Raw genomic sequence first — 15,694 nt, 5'->3', positions numbered from 1 at the left:
TGAAGTTTTCACTTATGATTTGGCAGATGCCATTGATAACGAACAAAGCAGTTTTTTAGGGCTGTTCGAAAGCAAAGAAAAACGGGCTGCAAAAAAAGCAGCCAGGCAAGCAAAAAGGGATGAAGCTGCAAAGCTTGCAAAAGAGAATCCCGAGGCCGCAAAAAAGGGCTTTACATTAGATAAGGCACTAAACATTTTGGGTTCCGTGGCCGGTATAGCCGGTACGTTCCTGGGTAGTAAGAACGCCGCTAGATCCGACACAGCTAATAATGGTGTTGCTTCAGCTGATCCCGAAGATTTAAGAACCGAAAGGATTTTGGGAATTGACCGCAACATGTTCTATGTGTTGTCAGTTTTGGGGATCATCTTACTGTTCATGATCATACGGAAAGCTGCAAAATCTAAGTAATATGGTAGAATGGGCAAAAGGCATCACCAAAATAATAATGGTAGATGACCTGGGCGATACACCTGCAAAGGTCAACCGCCGAACCGGTGAAATGTACGGAAGCCGTAAACACCTAACCCGATTACCAAAAGAACAGGTGCTATTTATTTTCTTACACGAAAAAGCACATGTCGAATTACAGACTACCAGCGAATACGAGGCCGATGCAAAAGCCTTTCAGGAATACGCCGATTTAGGCTACTCTTTAAAGGCCAGTGTTAAGGCACTTACCCAGGTGTTGAACGACAAAAATTTAGAACATAATTACCGGATGTACCTACAGCTCCAACGGGCAAAGAAGTACGATGCCACGCATAACGGTAATGTTAAAATTTTAAAAAATGACTAGACCAAGCAGATCAATTTTAGATACAGTCGATAATACCATCAATTCCGAAGCACCTTTATTGACCGGCCTTACCAATGGTGGGCCGGTCACCCTGGGCGAACCAATGCCTTTGGATTATTCAAGGCCAAGCCGTAACGTGGGCGGTGTTTTTGGAAATACGCCATTGACCAACTCACTGAATAACGATGATGGGGATGAGGACTGGCAGGATACCGATCCGATGAGTTTTAACGACGATCAGATTTTTGAAAGTTCCGCTTTCTTAGGTATCCGTATCGGTAAAAAAGCAAAAGCCCGTGGTGCCGCTAAAAAAGCGGCCAGGCAGGCAAAAAGAGCGGAAAAACGCGCTGCTAAACAGGCGGAAGCCGATGCAATAGGACAGGACAGTGTTTGGAAACAACCCGACCTGGTTACACCTACAACCTATGATCCTTTGGGATTGGCCGGCGCTACTCCCGCTGCAGCAACATCAAATGCATCTATGCTCGAGACGCTGAACAATCCAAACAGTACATTCAATCTTAGCAATTTATTGGCACAGGCCGGCATTGCTGCTGGGGGTGTTGGTGTTGCAACCGGTTTAACTGGTTTTGAAAACACCAATACCGAAGATTACGGCTATGATCCTGATGAAGAGGGTGGAAGCCAAAGAAAGCCTAAAACGGCAAAGAACAATACTTTGCTTTATGTCGGTATCGGTGTAGCAGTTGTAGTGATCCTTATTGTTGCCTTAAAAAGTAGAAAATAATGGCAGACTTATTCGCAAAGGAAACTGATAACGTCCTCGACGTTGTAAACCAGGACAGCAGTATTGCCGACGAATTTCAGGGCGGTTTTTTCGATGATGCAGAATCCAATTTTTTGGGGATTGCAATAGGAAAGAAAGCCCGCGCCAGGAAAGCCGCAAAGCGTGCAGACCGTCAGGCTAAACAGAAATATAAGTTGGAAACCGAAAGGATACGCGCTTTGCAGGGCCAGCCGAAAGAAAATGTAGTTTCAGAGATCGCCGGCGGTATCTCAAATATCGCAAGCTCGATTTTTGGAAAGGGTGGCCAGACCGAAGCTGCCGAACCGGCGCAAACATTACTGCAACAGAGACAGGCAGCACAGCAACAGGCGCTTTATGAGCAGCAACAGGCGGCAATGGGCCAACAACAACAGGGCGGTTATGCTGCCCCCGCTCCTGCACAGCCAACAAAGAACAATACTGTTTTATATGTGATAATCGGAGTTGCCGTAATCGGCGCTGCTTTTTTCCTACTAAGAAAAAAATAAATGAAATTTCCAACCTCTTTTAATCCGTACATGGCCTATGCCAAAAAAAATTCGGGATGGATTATCATCGCCGTAATTGCTTTAGGTGTTGCGATATATATCTACTTCAAAGGTAAAAAAGACGGGAAAATTTACATTCCCGATGCGCCATACATCAATGGAGCCGAATCAATCCCTTCCGGATGGAACCCGAATACACTGGCCGACAAACTGTTTAAAGTAATGAACGATGTAATTGTTGCAAGTGGCACAAAGGACGCAGCCTGGAAAGAACTGCTGGCCCTTCCCACTGATGATATGATCATTGCCGTTTATAACACTTTCAACAAGAAATATGCGACTAAAGGCAAAGGCAGTCTAACCGAATGGGTAAATGATGAAATCTATTACGATTACCTGAGCGGTGTAAAAAGCAAACTGTACAATAAACTCAAATCTCTAAGACTAAACTAAACCAAAATGACAAACAACGTTAAATACATGGTAATCGCATTGGTTGTGGCTGGTATCGGCTATTTCCTTTACAAAAAGTACAAACAAGTAAAAAAGTAAGTTATGCGTAATAAGGCGGTTATCATTATTCCATGTGCCATAGCGATTGGCATTATATTATTTTTTGAATACAAGAAAAAATATACTAGGGCTTTAGATATGGCGAACGAAATCGCGAAAACCGCTAAAGGCATCCACAAAGAACTGGAGGTGAATTTATCTAAAGTCCTCTACCTGCCGGATTTTGCTTTCCGTTCAATTGTTAGAAGTTGGATGAAGAAAAACGGGATTGTAGAACTACGCGATACACCTTTGGTTCTTTCCCTGGGGAATTTGAAAGACCCAACCTATCAACTGGTTTCTGATTTTTATATCAGGTCAATAAACTTAAATGTTTCTGGAATTAACAACATATAAATATGACTTTTTTAGACAGTCTCTTAAAAGAAAATAAGCTACCCACTGTAAATGTGGAGGCACAGGTAAGCAAAAAATCACTCGTTGATATTGCGGTTGCCGGAATCATTATGGCGGTTGTCATTATGATGATTAACAAACTTGTTTTTAGCAGACTATAATTATGGGAGCAACAGCAAAACAGGCACAGCAATTTATTGACAGGGCCAAATCAGCAGTTTTAAACGATCCGATGCCGGGGCTTTTTGCTTCTGTAGCAATCGCGCAGGCGGCTTTAGAAAGTGGTTACGGTTTATCGGGCCTGTCTCTTAAATATCAGAACTATTTCGGCATTAAAGCTTCTTCCGGTTGGAAGGGCCAAACTTCAGTAATGAAAACCGATGAATACGAAAACGGCAAAAAAGTAACCATTAAGAGTGGTTTCCGTGTTTATCCAAGTTTACAGGACAGTATCGCTGATCGGAACAACTTTTTAAAAGTTAATACCAGGTACACAAAAGGCGGTGTATTTGCTGCAAAAACACCGGAAGATCAGGCGAAGGCTTTACAGTCATCCGGTTACGCTACTGATCCGAACTATGCCGCGAAGATCATCGCGATCATCAACCAGTATAATTTAAAGGAAACCGATCAAAAGGTTGCCGTGATCATTGCAGAAAAAGCAAAAAAAAAAGTTTAACGCTGATCATCGTCGGAATATTGGCGGTAATCATCCTGATAACACTATTTAGTAGGAAAAATGGCTAAGAAAATTTATAAAGGATCACAGCGCCCGGGCAATCTGACCGTTACCCAGCTGATCAGCAAAATCGGCCCTTACGCGGTACGTGCATGTATGAACACCGGTATATTGGCCAGTGTTGCAATTGGCCAGGCGATCAAAGAAAGCGCAAACGGCAATGATTATAAAGCTTTTGTTTTTAACAACTATTTCGGCCACATGGCCAGCGGAAGTTGGAGCGGTGACAGTGTTACAGCAAAACAGAGCGGTGCCGGTCCTTACTGGCGTATTTATCCTACAATTGAAGCTGCTTTCGAAGCGCACGTAAAAAACCTACAACAAGGTAGATACAAGTTGCAGGGGGTTGCGCTGAAAAAAACACCTTTAGCACAGCTAAATGCGCTACAGAAAGCCGGTTACAATGTCGGTGCAGATAAACATACCTATGCAACGGCGATAAACAAAATTATCAATACCTACAACCTTGATGAGTTTGATAACCGTATGCTGGCAATGGAAAGGCAATCAAACCCGAACGGGCTTGCTTTCCGCGAACAGGACGGCATTACCAGGGCATTACGCAACCTATTCGGATAACAACCAAACAAACTATAAACCAAACAGGCTTAAAAAGGGCAAAGCATAGCGTTTTGCGCAGTATGTATGCCGACCAGCTTTGCCCGGCCCTGTTTTAAAATCTTAAACTATGCTAGAATATACAGGTGAAGAAACCATTGGCGTAGCGCCACCCCTCATTGATATAACCGACCCGGGCGATAAGCCTACACCGGTAGACGGTGGTACCATTCTCGGTAACGTCCGACCACGGGCCATAACCAATACAACTTTCAGTCTATTCACAACCGCAACTGTTCCGGTTGGCAAAAACGTTGTTATGCCATTGCACAATACGACCCGGGCCAAACGGGCAATTATTGTTTTGGAAGCCGCCCCGGGGGCTGCTCAAAATGCAATCATTGCAAGGTGCTGGATGGACGGTAGTTTTCCAACGCCGGAAAGGGGCCTACAGTTTAAAGATGGTGGTGTTATCGAACTTACGAGCGCCGAAGATATTTTAAACTTTAGGATCATCACATGCGATAACAGGCCACACGTTGTACAGGTTCAATATTTCTTATAATGCATCCATTAAATAAAAATCAGCTTTATTACCCTGGCTTTGTCAACAGTGGCAACGGGAACGGCAATGGCGGTGATGGTATTATATTGCCTACTGATTTTGGAGACTGGACGGATTTGCCGGCAAAATCAGCACAGATTTTTGATGAACAGATCGCAATCCAATACAAACTGGATATGGCAAATTATCCAACTAAGGCCATTCTGTACCTGATTGGACAGTTTGGTATAAAAAATACGTTCGTTGGAAGCCTATTATTGCTGGGTGTACTTCCCGAAGATACCAGGCCAAAAAACAGGATTAATAAAAATATTACCGTTCAGGGTACCGAATGTTATCTGATTATTGAAACCAATGGAAATGTTAAATTATCAGCTGTTACTGGCGATCTGCCTGTGACTGATGGTGACACCGAAAGCTTTCCATATTTCCTGAACCTGGACTATAATCCTGACATTACAGACGCCCCGCCGGTTGAAACCTTTACAGCCAACAGGTCGGGAAATTTTACGCGTAATAATTGCGGTGTAGGTTATACCGGTTCGGTGGTGACATTTTCAAAAGCTTATACATCAAACGTAAGCCAACAGGCCGCAGAAACTATTGCAGATGCAAATTTTGCCAATGATGGACAGGTTTATGCAAATAATCCTGATCACGGAACCTGTACGGTTACTGAAGCACCGTCATTTTCGGCACAGAGATCGCAAAGTTTTACGCGGAACAATTGCGCGGCTGGTGAACTTGGTTCTGCCGTTCCGTTTACAAAAAATTACACCGCTTCAACCCAACAGGCCGCGAATGATGCAGCTGCCAACGATACTGATTTTGCGACCGAAGGACAGGCATTTGCTAATGATTCGGCCAATGGGGCTACCTGTACTGTGATTGGCGGCACTTACTACGCACAAAGAACACAGAGTTTTACTCGCAATAATTGTGCGCAAGGTTCGACCGGTTCAGCTGTTGCGTTTACAAAAAACTACACCGGTTCTACTCAACAGGCCGCGGATGATGCTGCCGCTAACGATCCTGATTTTGCAACCGAAGGACAGGCATTTGCCAACGATTCGGCCAATGGCGCTACCTGTACGGTCGTGGTTTCACCAGGATATTACCTGTACATGGACAGTTTTAACCCTGGTAGTGATCCTACAAGTGTTGTCCGTGCAAGCCTGACCGATCCAAATGGAAATTCGATTAATGCGCCGCAAAACATTCAATTTAATTGGAGCCTTAAAATAAACGGGAATCCGCAATCGGGTACCGCTACTATCGTCGCCGGTACATCATATTGGCCGGTTTGGGAGTACGACACAGCTTCGGAAACGGTTACCGATTTACAAACATCCAATCCGGTTCCCAACCAGATTGGAAACCTTACTATAATTACCGGCTAACAATGGCAAAGAACAGATATTTAAAATTAAGCGATTTACCTTTTCCTGGTGGAGGTGATATAACAGAGCTAAAAATCGGGTTAATAGACGGTGCTAAAATACCAGTCGGAAAAGCTTACTTGTACGGGGATAGTATAACCGGTGGAGCTTATGCAGAAAACGGAAAAGATTACGTGTCGGTCGTGTGTTCCTATCTGGGTGTCGAACTTAATAGGTTTAGCATTAATGGTGGGGTACTGGAATTTAGATCGCCTAATTCTCCATTGGGTGGGATGAGCATTCTTTCCAATCTTCAAACAATACCGCATAAAATGCCGGGCGATGCTTTTATCAGTTTTCTTTATGGAATAAACGATTTCACCTATGCAGGTGAAAATTATAATCCTGTAAACTTCAAAGCAGATTACCAGACGCTTATTACGCACGTTTTAAGCAAAGGTTGGTTACCTAGCGATATTATTGTTTGCTCACTCCCTTACATGAACCCCGAAACGTATCATCCGATTAGGGAAGAATTTTTGCCTACTTTGGAAGGTCACCTGGCATTTAACCAGGCTGTAGCAGATATAGCTGTCGAAAATTCATTGCGGTTTGGGGATGTATATACCCAGATGAAGCGTAACGGCGGCAACATCCTTTTAGATGATTATGTACACCCTAATACCGAGGGTCACCGTGTGATCGGATTTACAATCATAAACGAGTTGCTAAAGGAAATTGTAGACAGCATACAAAAGGTAGCGATACAGGCGGTAAGTGAATTTTCTGACCTGCGGTTGAGCAGCCGTGATTTTATCGGTGATGATGATGGTGAAGTAATGATTCTCGGTATCGATAAACATGGTAAAATTGGAATAATACCATATTTACCCACTCACCGGGTTAAGGGCGATATTATTGCAGGCGGAAACTACATAACAGAGGGTTTAAAGAAATGGGTCAACCTCGGGCCTAATGACTTTCTTCTAAAAAACGGCACAAGGATAATCGGAGAATGGGGCAATGGTAGCCATTACAATTATTTTGAGCCCAGCGGAGCCGGTAGCCAAATGAATTTTGTAACAGCTGGATTCGCAATAAAATTTAAAGTTGGTAATGATGTTCAATTAACACTGGATGGTGAAAGCGCTAAATTTGGAAATGGAGGGGGTGAAGGGACACCGCACTCAGGGACAAACTCAGCACAGTTGGGCCAAAACGGGGCGGTACATTCAGGTTATGGGGGTTCATGGGGAGCCTTTTTACCATTCCTGAATGGTTATACAGACTATAAAAACAACTATTTTGCCGAAGAAAACACAGTAGCAGGTGGCCACCGTTTCTTTTGCAAGAAAAACAACGTAGATGAAACGGAAGTTCTACACATATTACCTACCGGAGATATAGAAATAAAAGGTATTGATAATGGAATTATTTTTAATACACCTACCGGTGAACGGGTAAAAATGTCAATGACAGTCGTTAATGGTATCCCAACTCCTCTATACACAATTATTTAAAAACCAAACAAACAAACGATGAAAAATGACAACTTATCGATCAGTAACCTTGTTGATCGTGCCACTTCCAAAACGCCTAGCTTTTGGAAAAGGTTCCAAAAATACGCCGCAATAGCCGGTGTAATTGCAGGAACGGTTTTAACGGGCGGCTTTGCCGTACCAGCAGCTTTTACCACGATCGCAACTATTGTTGCGTCAATGTCCGGTGCCGCAATCACCATTGCTCAGTTAACGAAGGAGGATGCAGCCGATGACAGCGCCGAACCAGCAAAATAAGCTTATAGCCTTTTTACCTTATTTATTGTCCATTATAACATATTTCGGCGGTTCGTACATTAACTCATTGAACTATACAGACAAAGTGGATAACCTTATCACAACTGTAAATACCATGAACCAGAAGATGGACAGCAAAACCGAAAAAGATAACGCAATAGATAAACGGGTTAGCAAAATCGAATTTTACCTTTTTGAATATAAAAAGCCGGTTGAGCAGACCGTTACCGTAACACAACAGAACTGATCAAAGGCCACCAAATTGGTGGCTTTTTTGCATTAATGTCTAAGGCCTATGATAGTCAGCTTAAATCTGTTAGCTTTGTAGTACTAATATAGAGTGATGAAAAAAAACAATTTACGGATCAATGTATTTTTGATTTTGATTTCAGTTTCAGTGGTCGGACTTTGTTCTGCATTGATGTTGTCAAATGATGTTATCAATAAAAATTTACCATCGGAAACCGTCGCTTATTCTAAATCTAAAGAACTGGTTTCAGCACATTTCAAAAGTGCTAAAACGGAATTCCCTGGGTTCTGTAGCGCCAAAATTAACAGTTCGGATAGCACGTATATTTTAACTACCTACGTCGATGTTGCCAATGGAGTTACCCCGCCCGTTAGAATTGACTGGGCAATTAAATTAAAATACCAGCGGGATAAAAATTGGAGTGTTGTAAAACTTGTGATTAAACAATAATTTTAAGAATTTAAAGCCACCCTATTAGGTGGCTTTTTTGCTGAAGTACAGCTGAAAATAACGAGTATGGCCAACATCGTTAACTTTGGCTATGTGATATCGGTGCCGCACAGATAAAAATGGCGGTGTTTGATCATAAATGCTCGAGCATAGATATTACCGGCTATGTCGGATCTGAAGTTAAATCGAGGGTGCGTTATCGAATGCCGTTAGATCGGCGATCAGCCCCAAAGATTTTAGATAGGTGTCCGTTTCCTCTAAACTCGAATGTCCTAACTGCTGTTGCAGGCTCTTTATGTCGATCCCTGCACGGTAATGCTCCACGACACCGGTATGCTTCCAGCTGTACAGTGTGTAATCACTACCGTATTCCAATTGTTTTACGATTGCCGCGTGCAGCTTCCCTGCAAAATTTTTGGAAAGTGTTTCATTACCCGGGTGCAGATTTTTACCGAAAACATTATCGTTACTTTTTGCTTTTTTAAGATCGAGGGCTTGAATAACTTCTAAAAAATTATGCGATAACCTCACATAACGAATTTTACGGTTTTTGGTTATGTTCGCGGGCATTACGATCTGCCTATTTTTAATGTCGATCATGTTTACCTTTAAACGGCCTATTTCTGCCGGTCTGATGAAGCCATAAAACATAAACTGCACAAAGTACCACAAACGGATATTTTTTTCGGTCATGACCTCTTTTAAGGCTTTTACCTGGTCGGGATCGTAAGCGATATTTTTTCCGATTTCTTCCGGTTCCTTCTTTATGCCTGCCGCGGGATTGGCCTCGATCATCTTACGTTCGACCATCATACCGAGCATGGCCTTTATTGCCGATCCGTATTTGTTCCTGGTTACATTGTTCAGTCCGTTTGCCTGTTTATAATCCAAAAAACCGATTACATCCTCTTTTTTAAGCGATTTGATCAACCATTTTTCCCAGCCTTGTATTTTGCAGTAGGCAATAAACAGGTTGGCAATGGATGAATAGCTGTTGAAGGTAGCGAGGCGCCGGCTGTTCTTTATCGTCTGAACGATTATTTTGAATGCCTGGCCAATGGTGTGTTCGTTACGGAGGTTGACGGCAATAATTTTCTGTTCCGCGTGTTTTGCTTCGTGGATATGAAACCCGTTTGTAAGCATTTTGTTTATTTCCCTGATCCGGATTTCTGCAAAAGCTTTTTTGGCTTTTTTGTTCGGCTGTTTATCGACCTCATAATCGCGTTTACGAACTAAAATGCCTTTTTGGGCATCCCAAACGTAGAATACGATATACCAGCGTAAAGTTTCGCTTTCGATCAGTCTTGCAGGTTTATAGGGAGGTTCGGGCATTTGGTCGAGGTCATCAATTAGTTTAAATCTGTCTTTTACTGACGCTACAAGTGCCGCAAAAAAGAAAAAACCGCCCTCACATATATGTAAGGGCGGTAACGGGTGGCTGATGGGGCTCGAACCCACGACCCTCGGCACCACAAACCAATACTCTAACCAACTGAGCTACAACCACCGTTTTTAGTGTCACAAAAGTACGACTTTTAATATTTCCTGCAAATATTTTTTTCGAAGTTTTTACAACAAATTTTTAATTCCTTAACATTCAATTATTTGAAATCAAAATAATTTTCAATAAGTAGATAAAACAAGCTATTTTAAACCTAAAAACATAACTTTACAACGTTTATGATCGAAATTTATACAGACGGAGCAGCTAGCGGAAACCCCGGACCAGGTGGTTGGGGTACCATTTTAAGGGCAGGCCAACACTATAAAGAATTGAGTGGTGGTTTTAGGATGACCACAAATAACCGCATGGAGTTATTGGCTGTAATAAAAGGCTTAGAAGCTTTAAAAAGTTTAAACCAGCAGGTAACCGTTTATTCTGATTCGAAATATGTGGTTGATGCTGTGGAGAAGAAATGGGTTTTCGGCTGGGTAAGTAAAGGTTTTAAAGACAAAAAAAACAAAGATCTTTGGTTGCGTTTCCTCGAGTTAAATAAAATGCACAAGGTAAAATTCATCTGGATCAAAGGTCACAACGATCATCCGGAGAATGAGCGTTGCGACCGTTTAGCTGTTTTTGCTTCACAAGACAAGCAAAATTTAGCGATAGATACTTTTTTTGAAGTGGAAAGAAGTAAAGCACAGCTTTAGTCTATTCCACCGATTACATTTAAATCTTCTAGTTTAGCTTCTACCCTGCTATCAACTGAAATTGATTTTGCGGTATAAAGCAACATCATTTCTTCTGCTTTTTCTACCATTTTTCTGGAGCCGATAAAAACAGGAACCCGTTGGTGCAGTTCAGAAGGCTGGATATTGAGTATACGATCGAAACCTGTGCTTGCCTTACCTCCAGCCTGTTCGATAATAAAAGCCATTGGGTTACATTCATACAGTAACCTTAATTTTCCGTTCGGCGAGCGAGAAGTAGTTGGATAAATATAAATTCCACCCTTAATTAAATTACGATGAATATCGCCCACCATTGAGCCAATATAACGTGAAGTATATGGGCGTTTGGTAGCTTCATCTTCTACCTGGCAATATTTGATGTATTTTTTTACCCCATCAGGAAAATGAACGTAATTTCCTTCATTTACTGAATATAAATAGCCCATTTCAGGTATTTTCATTTGAGGGTGCGAAAGGCAAAATTCACCGATGGATGGATCGAGTGTAAAGCCGTTCACTCCTTTTCCGGTAGTATATACCAACATCGTAGAGGAACCATAAATAATATAACCTGCAGCAACCTGTTCGGTTCCTTTTTGCAATACATCATCTAAACTGGCTCTTCCTTCTACCGATTTTCTACGGTAAATAGAAAAAATAGTACCGACTGCAACATTCACATCCGTGTTAGACGAGCCATCTAAAGGATCGATGCACACAATATATTTGGCATTTTGCGAAACAGGTGATTCGATATGAATAATCTCATCTTCTTCTTCGGTAGCCACAATACAGCATTCGCCACCACTGGTTAAGGCGGCAATAAACTGTTTATCGGCATAAACATCTAATTTTTTTTGCTCTTCTCCCTGGATATTCGTGGTTCCCATATCGCCAAGAATATCAACCAAACCAGCCTTGTTAATTTCGCGGTTTACAATTTTTGCTGCAATGGCAATATCCCTTAATAATCTGGAAAGTTCACCTTTGGCATAAGGGAAATCTGCCTGTTTTTCTATAATAAATTGTCCTAGTGTTTTAACGCCACAAACCATACTTAGTGTACATTTTACATTATCTACCCGATAATTCTATAACCTCTAAGGTATGAATATTTTCGTCAGTAATGCAAAATCTGATCAGCGTACGCACCTTATGCCAGCCATGTTTTCCGGCCGCACCGGGGTTTATATGCAAACATTTTATTTTCTCATCAAACATCACCTTCAAAATATGGGAATGCCCGGTGATGAATAATTTCGGAGGGTTAGTGTATATTTCAGGCTTTACGTAAGATGAATATTTACCAGGATACCCGCCAATATGTGTCATCCACACATCAACCTTCTCGCAGCTAAATCGATTTTGTTCAGGAAAGACTGATCTTATTGCCCCGTCATCAATATTTCCGAACACACCACGCAAAGGCTTAAATTCAGCTAAAGGTTCGGCCACGTCAGGACCAAAATCGCCCGCATGCCAGATTTCATCCACCCCATCAAAATGCTTAAAAACGGCTTCATCCAAAAAACCATGCGTATCAGAAATTAATCCTATTTTTTTCATGAGGTAAAGTTAATACCAATCTTGTTTCCCCTATTTAACATCCTTAAAAATTATTTTTCAATCGCAGAAAACCCTTTAAAAAAACATTTTTTCTAATTTGAGAAATGGGTAAACCAAGAGAAACAATCAATTTTTATCTATAGGATATTATCATCGGTACTGCTCATAATTTAAAGGTATAGCCTATTAATTCTGTCTTACCTGTTTAAATGTTCCGTTTGGCTGTATAAACGAAACAGCTGAGGCTTTCGCCTCCCCTTCTTTCTTTTCGAATTTTAAGCTAAAGTCCTTTAAATTTTTAAAATTAAAAGTATCATTCCCCATAGAAACGGTTTCGTACTCTGGCTGGCCGGGTACTGATACAAATAATACTTTACCCTTTAAATATACTTTACTCATTCCTTTTTCACCATAACTACCAATGTAGCTTTCTAACACTGCAGTGCTTAAATCAACCATTTTGGGTTTGTAAGTAAAAATAGCTGGCTTCATTCCCCTTTCTAGTGGAATACTGATGCTTTCAATTTTACCATCCTGTCCGGTGATAAAATTAAACCGCAAATCGCTTACAGCAGTATCAATTTTACCACTTTTATCTATCCCACTAATGCTGAATACATCGTAATGATAATGTCTGAATAAAAGTTTTTCTTTTCCCATCACTGCAAATAGTGAATCGTTTTTAAATGATACACTGATTACTCCATAAGCAGGATTTTCAAACAAACCATCATAATCTTTTAAAAGATGCGAAGGTTTGGTATTTAAAACATGGGCATTTTCAGCCGTTTTCTTTGCAGTCTTTTCCCTTTCTTTCGCCTCAGCTTTTTCTTTATTGGTTCTGCCGTTCCAATCAATATTTTTCAATCCCAACAACCTGTCGGCAATGCTGCTGTATACAATTTCCGGAACATTAGAAGTATTTTGATTGGTTAACACCACAATCCCTAATTTATCAGTAGGAAAAAAGGATACACTAGCGGAGAAACCATTGATATTACCTCCATGCTCTACCATATAATGCCCCCTGTAAGAATTGATCATCCAGCCAAAACCATAGGTAGAAAGGTAAATGTCCTGATCTTCAGCCGGCAAGCCTCCGGCCCTAACCATTTGAGAACTTGCAGCCTCTCTCACATAAGATGTAGGTAAAATCTCTTTCCCTTTGTAAGTACCACCATTGATCCAGACTTTTAACCAATGTGTCATGTCATTTACACTACTATTGATACTTCCTGCAGGCCCCATTCCATCGATATTGAAATAATCGACCTTTTCAATGGCATCTTTACTATTTACGGTGTATGGTAAAGAAGCTTCGCTATCCTTTTCAAACTCAAAAATATTGGTATTGGAATGGCTCATTTCCAGGGGATCGAAAAACTTTTCTTTAATATTCTGTTCCCATGTTTTTCCGGTCAGTTTTTCAACAATCATACCCTGCGCCAAAAACATAAAGTTATTGTATTGCCATTTTTCGCGTATGCCAGCGGTTGGCTCCATGTAACGCACCCTTTGTATAATACTATCGCGATTGGAGGTATTGAATATAAACCAGGATAAATCATAACGCGACAAACCCGTGCGGTGGCACATCATATCGCGCACCGTAATCTGGTTGTTCATATTATCGTTATAAAACTTCAGTTGTGGTAAATAAGAGGTTGCAATACCATCATACGATAGCTTTCCTTCTTTTTGCAGCAAACCAATAAGTGAAGAAGTAAAGGCCTTTGTGCTCGAGCCTATTGCAAAAAGCGTATTCGGGGTTACCGGTTTTTTATTTTCCACATCGCGGTAACCAAAACCTTTGCTATAAATTACCTGGTCGCCTTTTACAACTGCAACCGCAAAACCGGCTACTTTCTGGTCCTTAAGCACCCTGTTTAATAAGGTATCAATCCCGGCTAAAGGATCTGTGTTTTTTTGTTTTTTTGATTGAGCAAGAGATGACAGTGCTATGAAGCATAGCATTAGCACATTTAGGGTACGTTTCATTTTAATTTAGGTGAGATTTACACGCCCTAAATTACAAATGATTGCGGGATTACAAACTGAATAAATTTCAGCTATTTAATAAGCCAGAAAAAAATCTTTAAGTAAACCCTTATATTCATCCGTATGCTCTTTTAAAGATTCATAAATATTAAAATCACTTTCTTTTAAAAGCGCCTCACCTTTTTTCAAACCAATCATCTGCCTGAAAGTGGGTTTATTCTGATCAGAATGAATATTGATTCGTTCAGCAAGCGATAAGCCATATTGAAATGCAATATCGATTACCTCACTAGACTGTTTAACAGGAAGGACAAACCAGATCTGCCCTCCATCAGCCAAAAGTGCGTTTGATTTTTCAACCAGCATTGCAAAAAAGTCTTCATCGGCATGCCTGGCAATTCCTTTCCTAACTTCCTCATTCTTTAAATCATTTACAAAAAAAGGCGGATTGGAAATGATCAGGTCAAATTGCTCCTTATTGTTATATTTTTCAATTGCTACATGCTCAATGGTTAACCGTTTATTAAAAACTGACTGCTGAAAATTCCTTCCGGCGGTTTCAGCGGCTTGTTCATCAATCTCTACAGCCTCTATAAGTGCATCAGGAAAACGTTGTGCCAGCATCAGGGCAATTACCCCTGTACCTGTTCCAATATCTAAAATCCTTTTTGGCGAAGGATGCGAAGCTTTTGCTCCAAGCAACACCCCATCGGTATTGATTTTCATCGCACAGCCCGTTTGATCTACTTCAAATTGTTTGAATTTAAAAACACCCATCTTAAATTTCGTACAGCTCTAAAGGTAAACCATCCGGATCGGCAAAAAAAGTAAAACGTTTATCTGTAAATTCATCAATTCGGATCGGTTCGGTTACGATTCCCTGTTTATTTAAGCGCGAGATTTCTTTTTCAATATCATCAATTTCAAACGCTAAATGACGCAAACCCTGCGCTTCTGGTCGTGAGGGCCTCGCCGGAGGATTTTCAAACGAAAAAAGCTCGATCTGATACACGCCATTTACCGCTAAATCCAGCTTATACGATTTCCGTTCGGCCCGGTAAACCTCGGCTAAAACCGTAAAGCCTAATTTATTGACATAAAATTCTTTCGATTTTTCGTAATCAGAACAGATAATGGCGATGTGGTGGATTTTATTGAACATAGATTTAATTTTTATAAATTTTGTACTGCATTTCACAACCACTAACGGGCTTTACAAAAATGAATGTCATCTCGACTG

Annotated in this window: 22 protein-coding genes and 1 tRNA gene; 16 read left to right on the top strand and 7 right to left on the bottom strand. The window is 41.0% G+C overall.

Translation table 11 applies throughout. The annotated features are described in order from the left end of the window. The first annotated feature begins 19 nt into the window (after positions 1-19). From R2R28_RS23415 to R2R28_RS23345, 15 genes are all read left to right on the top strand, one after another. Positions 20-409 (top strand): hypothetical protein, encoded by a 390-nt coding sequence (locus R2R28_RS23415; protein WP_316828079.1) that lies wholly within the window; start codon positions 20-22, stop codon positions 407-409. Between the two features lies 1 nt (position 410). Further along, complete coding sequence (locus R2R28_RS23410; protein WP_316828078.1) at positions 411-797, top strand: hypothetical protein; 387 nt, start codon at positions 411-413, stop codon at positions 795-797. Continuing rightward, positions 790-1,545 (top strand): hypothetical protein, encoded by a 756-nt coding sequence (locus R2R28_RS23405; RefSeq protein WP_316828077.1) that lies wholly within the window; start codon positions 790-792, stop codon positions 1,543-1,545. The genes R2R28_RS23410 and R2R28_RS23405 overlap by 8 nt, the downstream gene beginning before the upstream one ends. Beyond that, a complete protein-coding gene (locus R2R28_RS23400; protein ID WP_316828076.1) occupies positions 1,545-2,072 on the top strand; it encodes a hypothetical protein in 528 nt (175 codons plus the stop codon). Before R2R28_RS23405 ends, R2R28_RS23400 begins: the two co-directional genes overlap by 1 nt. Next, positions 2,073-2,525, top strand: a complete 453-nt coding sequence (locus R2R28_RS23395; protein ID WP_316828075.1) for a hypothetical protein — start codon at positions 2,073-2,075, stop codon at positions 2,523-2,525. A gap of 102 nt (positions 2,526-2,627) precedes the next feature. After that, positions 2,628-2,981 carry a hypothetical protein gene (locus tag R2R28_RS23390; protein WP_316828074.1) on the top strand — a complete coding sequence of 118 codons (354 nt, stop codon included), beginning with the start codon at positions 2,628-2,630 and terminating at the stop codon, positions 2,979-2,981. A 2-nt stretch (positions 2,982-2,983) separates the two neighbouring features. Then, on the top strand, positions 2,984-3,142 hold the full coding sequence (locus tag R2R28_RS23385) for a hypothetical protein (RefSeq protein WP_316828073.1): 159 nt from the start codon (positions 2,984-2,986) through the stop codon (positions 3,140-3,142). A 2-nt stretch (positions 3,143-3,144) separates the two neighbouring features. After that, positions 3,145-3,660: a glycoside hydrolase family 73 protein gene (locus R2R28_RS23380; protein WP_316828072.1), complete on the top strand. Its 516-nt coding sequence runs from the start codon at positions 3,145-3,147 to the stop codon at positions 3,658-3,660. A gap of 60 nt (positions 3,661-3,720) precedes the next feature. Further along, the gene (locus R2R28_RS23375; protein ID WP_316828071.1) at positions 3,721-4,299 is read left to right on the top strand and encodes a glucosaminidase domain-containing protein; all 579 of its coding nucleotides are present in this window, start codon (positions 3,721-3,723) and stop codon (positions 4,297-4,299) included. A 109-nt stretch (positions 4,300-4,408) separates the two neighbouring features. Beyond that, positions 4,409-4,843, top strand: a complete 435-nt coding sequence (locus R2R28_RS23370; protein WP_316828070.1) for a hypothetical protein — start codon at positions 4,409-4,411, stop codon at positions 4,841-4,843. Beyond that, positions 4,843-6,243 carry a DUF5977 domain-containing protein gene (locus tag R2R28_RS23365; RefSeq protein ID WP_316828069.1) on the top strand — a complete coding sequence of 467 codons (1,401 nt, stop codon included), beginning with the start codon at positions 4,843-4,845 and terminating at the stop codon, positions 6,241-6,243. The genes R2R28_RS23370 and R2R28_RS23365 overlap by 1 nt, the downstream gene beginning before the upstream one ends. A gap of 2 nt (positions 6,244-6,245) precedes the next feature. Continuing rightward, complete coding sequence (locus tag R2R28_RS23360) at positions 6,246-7,742, top strand: SGNH/GDSL hydrolase family protein (protein ID WP_316828068.1); 1,497 nt, start codon at positions 6,246-6,248, stop codon at positions 7,740-7,742. A gap of 18 nt (positions 7,743-7,760) precedes the next feature. Beyond that, on the top strand, positions 7,761-8,018 hold the full coding sequence (locus R2R28_RS23355; protein ID WP_316828067.1) for a hypothetical protein: 258 nt from the start codon (positions 7,761-7,763) through the stop codon (positions 8,016-8,018). 25 nt (positions 8,019-8,043) lie between these two features. After that, positions 8,044-8,265, top strand: coding sequence for a hypothetical protein (locus tag R2R28_RS23350; RefSeq protein ID WP_316828066.1), 222 nt, complete (start codon positions 8,044-8,046; stop codon positions 8,263-8,265). Between the two features lie 96 nt (positions 8,266-8,361). Beyond that, entirely contained in the window at positions 8,362-8,718 is a 357-nt protein-coding gene (locus tag R2R28_RS23345; protein ID WP_316828065.1) for a hypothetical protein, read from the top strand. 180 nt (positions 8,719-8,898) lie between these two features. Here the strand turns inward: R2R28_RS23345 and R2R28_RS23340 are convergent, their stop codons facing one another. Together R2R28_RS23340 and R2R28_RS23335 are read right to left on the bottom strand one after the other, a co-directional pair. Continuing rightward, entirely contained in the window at positions 8,899-10,050 is a 1,152-nt protein-coding gene (locus R2R28_RS23340; protein ID WP_316828064.1) for a tyrosine-type recombinase/integrase, read from the bottom strand. Between the two features lie 101 nt (positions 10,051-10,151). After that, positions 10,152-10,225, bottom strand: a tRNA-His gene (locus R2R28_RS23335). Positions 10,226-10,398: 173 nt separating this feature from the next. Here R2R28_RS23335 and rnhA point away from each other — a divergent pair. After that, positions 10,399-10,869 carry a ribonuclease HI gene (gene rnhA, locus R2R28_RS23330; protein WP_316828063.1) on the top strand — a complete coding sequence of 157 codons (471 nt, stop codon included), beginning with the start codon at positions 10,399-10,401 and terminating at the stop codon, positions 10,867-10,869. On the opposite strand, the gene fbp is transcribed toward rnhA, so the two are convergent. The 5 genes from fbp to R2R28_RS23305 form a co-directional block, all read right to left on the bottom strand. Next, a complete protein-coding gene (fbp, locus tag R2R28_RS23325; protein WP_316828062.1) occupies positions 10,866-11,945 on the bottom strand; it encodes a class 1 fructose-bisphosphatase in 1,080 nt (359 codons plus the stop codon). The two genes, rnhA and fbp, sit on opposite strands and share 4 nt — an antisense overlap. A 19-nt stretch (positions 11,946-11,964) precedes the next feature. Continuing rightward, positions 11,965-12,456, bottom strand: coding sequence for a metallophosphoesterase family protein (locus R2R28_RS23320; RefSeq protein ID WP_316828061.1), 492 nt, complete (start codon positions 12,454-12,456; stop codon positions 11,965-11,967). 186 nt (positions 12,457-12,642) lie between these two features. After that, positions 12,643-14,454: a serine hydrolase gene (locus R2R28_RS23315; protein ID WP_316828060.1), complete on the bottom strand. Its 1,812-nt coding sequence runs from the start codon at positions 14,452-14,454 to the stop codon at positions 12,643-12,645. Between the two features lie 75 nt (positions 14,455-14,529). Further along, positions 14,530-15,231, bottom strand: coding sequence for a tRNA1(Val) (adenine(37)-N6)-methyltransferase (locus R2R28_RS23310; protein WP_316828059.1), 702 nt, complete (start codon positions 15,229-15,231; stop codon positions 14,530-14,532). A gap of 1 nt (position 15,232) precedes the next feature. Next, entirely contained in the window at positions 15,233-15,616 is a 384-nt protein-coding gene (locus R2R28_RS23305; RefSeq protein ID WP_316828058.1) for a VOC family protein, read from the bottom strand. Positions 15,617-15,694 lie beyond the last annotated feature (78 nt).

The sequence above is a fragment of the Pedobacter miscanthi genome (genome assembly GCF_032678605.1).
Taxonomy (GTDB): Bacteria; Bacteroidota; Bacteroidia; order Sphingobacteriales; family Sphingobacteriaceae; genus Pedobacter; species Pedobacter miscanthi_A.
The sequence above is the reverse complement of the archived record's forward strand: the minus strand, read 5'-3'. Positions and strand labels throughout refer to the sequence as shown.